The following is a 6,014-nucleotide window of genomic DNA, read 5'->3' on the forward strand; positions in this document are numbered from 1 at the left end:
GCCCGAGTTGCCGCGTTTGCCGATCGTGCTGCATTCGCGCGTCAGGGACGGCCGGCCGCGGGATGCGCTGGCCGCGCTCGGTGCCGCGTTCCGTAGCGCGGTGCGCGGCTAGGCTGCCTGTGCGGCGCCGCCGTTCGGGATCGCCCTGCCGCCCCCGGGCCCGGTGATAAACTGCGCCCATTCCTCCCGGACCGAATCCATGAAATTCTGCTCGAACTGCGGCCATGCGGTCGTGCTGCGCATTCCCGATGGCGACAACCGGCCGCGCCATCTCTGCGATCAATGCGGCACCATCCATTACGTCAATCCGCGCAATGTGGTCGGCACGGTTCCGGTCTGGGAAGACAAGATCCTGCTGTGCAAGCGCGCGATCGAGCCGCGCTACGGATTCTGGACGCTGCCGGCGGGCTTCATGGAGATCGGCGAGACCACCGCGCAGGCCGCCGCACGCGAGACGCTGGAGGAAGCCGGCGCCCGCGTGCAGATCGGCGAGCTGTTCTCGATGCTGAACGTGCCGCACGTGCATCAGGTCCATCTGTTCTATCTGGCCAGGCTGGAAGATCTCGATATCGCGCCGGGCGAGGAAAGCCTCGAGGTCAAGCTGGTCGACGAGGCCGACGTGCCCTGGGACGAGCTGGCCTTCCCCACGGTGATCCACACGCTGCGCTGCTTCTTCGCCGACCGCGCCGCCGGCCGCATCGCCGACGGCAGCTTCCGGCTGCATACGCTCGATATCGACAAGCCGATGCGCCCGCTGTCGGCGCGCGCGACGGTGGAGCCCTGAACGCAGCGCACGCGGCCACGGCCCGCCACTGCCCGCCACTGCCCGCCATGCCCGCCAAGGCTGCGCCTTCCACGTTCAACCGCTGGTTCGCCCCCGCCTCCGCCCGCGCATGATCGCCTGGCTCGACCCGCACGATCCGTTTCCCCCGGTCGATGCCGCGCTGGGCCCCGACTCCGAAGCCCCCGGCCTGCTGGCCGCCAGCCGCGACCTGACCCCGCAGCGCCTGCTGCTGGCCTACCGCCATGGCATCTTTCCCTGGTATGCGCAGGGCCAGCCGGTGCTGTGGTGGAGCACCGATCCGCGCATGGTGCTCGACCCGGCTGCGCTGCGGGTCTCGTTGAGCCTGCGCAAGACGCTCAAGCGCGTGCTGCGCGAAAACGACTGGCAGATCCGCGTGGACGACGATTTCGCATCGGTGATGCGCGCCTGCGCCGAGACCCCGCGCGCGGGCCAGCACGGCACCTGGATCACGCCGGAGATCGTCGAGGCCTATGGCGCGCTGCACGCGCGCGGCATGGCCCATTCGGTCGAGACCTGGTACCGCGGCGAGCGCGTCGGCGGCCTGTACGGCGTGGCGCTCGGCCGCATGTTCTACGGCGAGTCGATGTTCGCGCGCCGCACGGACGCGTCGAAGATCGCGCTGGCGGCGCTGTGCGGCTTCCTCGCCGGCCACGGGGTGACGATGATAGACTGCCAGCAGGAAACCGAGCACCTCGCCTCGCTGGGCGCGCGGCCGATTCCGCGCAGCGAGTTCGTCGCGCATCTGCGCGCGGCGACCGCGCAGCCGCAGATCGTGCCCTGGCGGTTCGACAAGACGGTGCTCGAATGGTGGACACGGGCGCGCGACGCTGAACGCTAGCGCCTCGCGCTCCGACCGCGGCAGCACCCGACGGCAGCACCCGATCATGAGCAAGCTCAAGGAATTGCCCCTTTCCGCGCTGCAGTTCTATGCAACGGCGCCCTACGCTTGCAGCTATCTCGAAGGCCGCATGGCCCGCTCGCAGGTGGCCACCCCCGCGCACCTGATCAATGCCGACGTCTATTCCCGCCTGGTCCGCGCCGGCTTCCGGCGCAGCGGCGTCTTCACCTATCGCCCGTATTGCGACGATTGCCATGCCTGCACGCCGTGCCGGCTGGCGGTCGACCAGTTCGAGCCGGACCGCAGCCAGCGCCGCGCCTGGCAGCGCCACCGCCATCTGCAGGCGCTGGTGGCGCCGCTGACCTACGTCGAGGAACACTACGCGCTGTATCTGCGCTACCAGTCGATGCGCCATGCCGGCGGCGGCATGGACCAGGACAGCCGCGACCAGTACGAACAGTTCCTGCTGCAGAGCCGCGTCAATTCGCGGCTGGTCGAATTCCGTGATCCGGCGGACGCCGCCGAGCCGGGCAAGCTGCGGATGGTCAGCATGATCGACGTGCTCGACGACGGCCTGTCGTCGGTCTACACGTTCTACGATCCGCTGCAGCCCAAGACCAGCTACGGCACCTACAACATCCTGTGGCAGATCGAGCAGACCCGCGAACTGGGCCTGCCTCACCTTTATCTCGGCTACTGGATCGCCAACAGCCGCAAGATGGCCTACAAGGCGCGCTTCCAGCCGCTGCAGGTGCTGGTCGGCAACCAGTGGCGGCCGTTCGAGGCCGACGCCGCCTGAAAGCGCACGCCCCCGCGCCGGCCTGGCGCTGGCGGACTGCCGGCGTCCCAAGCGCCGCTGCCGTTACAATATCGCCCTGACCGCGCCGCGATCCGCCCGCGGTGCATTCCGGTACTGCCCGCCGCTCTCCGACAGGTCGCCCGGTACCGGTTCCCTGCCCCGATTCTCTGTCCTTCCCTGCCCCGATTTCCGCCGTGCTCAACGCGCTCTATCCCCTGTTTCGTCCCGCCCTGTTCTCGATGGATGCCGAGGACGCTCACCATCTGACGCTCGACAATCTGCGCCGCGCGCAGCGCCTTGGACTGGCCGGCTGCCTCGGCAACCGCATCGACGACGATCCGCGCACCGTGATGGGCGTGCGCTTCCCGAATCCGGTCGGACTCGCTGCCGGTCTCGACAAGGACGGCGCCTATATCGACGGCCTGGCCGCGTTCGGCTTCGGCTTCATCGAGGTCGGCACGGTGACGCCGCGCCCGCAACCGGGCAATCCGCGCCCGCGCATGTTCCGGCTGCCGAAGGCAGAGGCGCTGATCAACCGGATGGGCTTCAACAACGGCGGCGTCGATGCCTTCGTCGCGAACGTCAACGCGTCGCGCTGGAAGGCCGAAGGCGGCGTGCTGGGGCTGAACATCGGCAAGAACGCCGACACGCCGATCGAGCGCGCGGTCGACGACTATCTGTACTGCCTGGAGCGCGTCTATCCGCATGCGAGCTACGTGACCGTCAACATCTCGTCGCCCAATACCAAGAACCTGCGCCAGCTGCAGGGGGCGAGCGAGCTCGACGGCCTGCTGTCCGCGCTGAAGACCGCGCAGCAGCGGCTGGCCGACCAGCACCGGCGCTACGTGCCGCTGGCGCTGAAGATCGCGCCCGATCTCGACGCCGACCAGATCGGCAATATCGGCGACGCGCTGGTCCGCCATCGAATCGACGGCGTGATCGCCACCAATACGACGATCTCGCGCGAGGCCGTCAAGGGCCTGCCGCACGCCGAGGAAGCCGGTGGCCTGTCTGGCCGCCCGGTGTTCGATGCGTCGACCGCGGTGGTGCGCGCGCTGCGCGCGGTGGTCGGCGACGCGCTGCCGATCGTCGGCGTCGGCGGCATCTTCGACGGCGCGCAGGCGCGCGCCAAGATCGACGCGGGCGCGCAGCTGGTGCAGCTCTACACCGGGCTGATCTACCGCGGCCCGGCGCTGGTCAAGGAATGCGCCGCCGCGCTGCGCGCTTGATGTCCGCTCGATGCGCGACGCGGGCTTGCGGGCCCGCTGATGCGCCCGTCCCTTTCGTCCCGCCCCATTCAAAGGAATACCGCATGGAAACGATCCGACTAGGCCAGAGCGATTTGCAGGTCTCGCGCATCTGCCTCGGCACGATGACCTTCGGCGAACAGAACACCGAGGCCGAAGGCCACCAGCAGCTCGACTATGCGTTCTCGCGCGGCATCAACTTCATCGATACCGCGGAGATGTACCCGGTCAAGCCGCGCGCCGATACCTATGGCCGCACCGAGCAGATCGTCGGCAGCTGGCTCAAGCGCCAGCCGCGCGACCGCATCGTGCTGGCCACCAAGGTCGCCGGCCCGGCGCGCATGCCGTGGATCCGCAACGGCGGCGACCTGACGCCGCACAGCATTCGCGCCGCCGTCGACGAGTCGCTGAAGCGCCTGCAGACCGACTACATCGACCTGTACCAGATCCACTGGCCCGCCCGCAACGCGCCGATCTTCGGGCAGAAGCAGTTCGATCCGTCGCGCGAGCGCGCCTGCACCAGCATCGCCGCGCAGCTCGATGCGATGGCCCAGCTGGTGCGCGCCGGCAAGATCCGCTACGTCGGCGTGTCGAACGAAACGCCGTGGGGCATCGCCGAATTCGTCAAGCAGGCGGAGCTGCACGGGCTGCCGCGCATCGCGACCGTGCAGAACCCCTACAACCTGGTCAATCGCAGCTTCGAGCAGGGCCTGGACGAAGCCTGCTACCGCACCGGCGTCAGCCTGCTGGTCTACAGCCCGCTGGCGTTCGGCCAGCTGACCGGCAAATACCTGAAGGCCAACACCGCGCAGCCGACCTTCGACGCCTCGGCGCAGGGCCGGCTGACGCGCTTCCCGGCCGACTGGAGCCCGCGCTATCTGCGCCCGGAGACGCTGGCGGCCAGCGCGCGCTACGTCGAGCTGGCGCGCGCGCACGGCCTGTCGCCGGCCACGCTGGCGCTGGCCTGGTGCTACTCGCGCTGGTTCGCGCACAGCACGATCATCGGTGCGACCACGCTGGCGCAGCTGCAGGAAAACATCGATGCCTGGGGTGTGCGGCTGCCGGATGAGGTGCTGGCCGGCATCGAGCGGATCCACGCCGAGATTCACAATCCGGCGCAATAACACGTCCAGTGGATCGGCCCGGAAACCCGACCTCGGTGGGGGTTCCACACCGCGCCGCAACAAGGCACCGCGGGCCGGGGAAGTGGTATCCTCGCGGGCTTGACGCCGCCCCGCGGCAGGTGCGCGAACCCCGCGCGCCGGCCGGCGATCCACTGGAACCACCGAGGCACAGGGGCGGCCGACCCGAACGAAACCCACAACCAAATATTCGAGGGGAGATTCGACCATGACCATGCTGAAAACTTCGACCAAGACCCTGCTGGCCGGCGCCGTTGCGCTGGCCCTGCTGCACGGCGGCGCGGTGAGCGCGCAGACCGTCAAGGTGCTCTCGATCGTCGATCACCCCGCGCTGGACGCGATCCGCGACGGCGTGCGCGCAGAACTGAAGACGGCCGGCTACGACGCCGACAAGAACCTGAAGTGGGAATACCAGAGCGCGCAGGGCAATACCGGCACCGCCGCGCAGATCGCCCGCAAGTTCGTCGGCGACCAGCCGAACGCGATCGTCGCGATCGCGACGCCGGCCGCGCAGGCCGTGGTCGCCTCGACCAAGACCGTGCCGGTCGTCTACTCGGGCGTCACCGACCCGGTCGCGGCACAACTGGTCAAGGGCTGGCAGGCCAGCGGCACCAACGTGACCGGCGTGTCCGACAAGCTGCCGCTGGACAAGCAGGTCGCGCTGATCAAGCGCGTGGTGCCCAAGGCCAAGACCGTCGGCATGGTCTACAACCCGGGCGAGGCCAACTCGGTCGTGGTGGTCAAGGAACTGAAGACGCTGCTGGCCAAGGAAGGCCTGACGCTGAAGGAAGCCGCCGCGCCGCGTACCGTCGATATCGGTCCGGCGGCCAAGAGCCTGGTCGGCAAGGTCGACGTGATCTACACGAATACCGACAACAACGTGGTGTCGGCCTACGAGGCACTGGTCAAGGTCGCCAACGAATCGAAGGTGCCGCTGGTGGCCGCCGATACCGACAGCGTCAAGCGCGGTGCGATCGCGGCGCTGGGCATCAACTACGGCGACCTGGGCGTTCAGACCGGCAAGATCGTGGTGCGCATCCTGAAGGGCGAGAAGCCGGGCGCGATCCCGTCCGAGACCAGCGACAAGCTGGAGCTGTTCGTCAACACGACGGCCGCCGAGAAGCAAGGCGTGACGCTGTCGCAGGACCTGATCAAGGAAGCCAAGCAGGTCATCAAGTAATGA

The 6,014-nt window shown here is 68.6% G+C and carries 6 protein-coding genes; all 6 read left to right on the forward strand.

Annotated elements, in window-relative coordinates; translation table 11 throughout:
• Positions 1–199: 199 nt before the first annotated feature.
• Positions 200–784, forward strand: coding sequence for an NUDIX hydrolase (locus B551_RS12100; RefSeq protein ID WP_006577459.1), 585 nt, complete (start codon positions 200–202; stop codon positions 782–784).
• Between the two features lie 109 nt (positions 785–893).
• Entirely contained in the window at positions 894–1,643 is a 750-nt protein-coding gene (aat, locus tag B551_RS12105; protein ID WP_006577460.1) for a leucyl/phenylalanyl-tRNA--protein transferase, read from the forward strand.
• A gap of 46 nt (positions 1,644–1,689) precedes the next feature.
• A complete protein-coding gene (locus tag B551_RS12110) occupies positions 1,690–2,442 on the forward strand; it encodes an arginyltransferase (RefSeq protein ID WP_006577461.1) in 753 nt (250 codons plus the stop codon).
• 194 nt (positions 2,443–2,636) lie between these two features.
• Entirely contained in the window at positions 2,637–3,671 is a 1,035-nt protein-coding gene (locus tag B551_RS12115; protein ID WP_023264172.1) for a quinone-dependent dihydroorotate dehydrogenase, read from the forward strand.
• An 83-nt stretch (positions 3,672–3,754) separates the two neighbouring features.
• Positions 3,755–4,813, forward strand: a complete 1,059-nt coding sequence (locus B551_RS12120) for an aldo/keto reductase (protein ID WP_006580044.1) — start codon at positions 3,755–3,757, stop codon at positions 4,811–4,813.
• Between the two features lie 226 nt (positions 4,814–5,039).
• Positions 5,040–6,011 (forward strand): ABC transporter substrate-binding protein, encoded by a 972-nt coding sequence (locus B551_RS12125; protein ID WP_006580045.1) that lies wholly within the window; start codon positions 5,040–5,042, stop codon positions 6,009–6,011.
• Positions 6,012–6,014: the final 3 nt, after the last annotated feature.

This window comes from Cupriavidus sp. HPC(L) (assembly GCF_000307735.3).
Taxonomy (GTDB): domain Bacteria; phylum Pseudomonadota; class Gammaproteobacteria; order Burkholderiales; family Burkholderiaceae; genus Cupriavidus.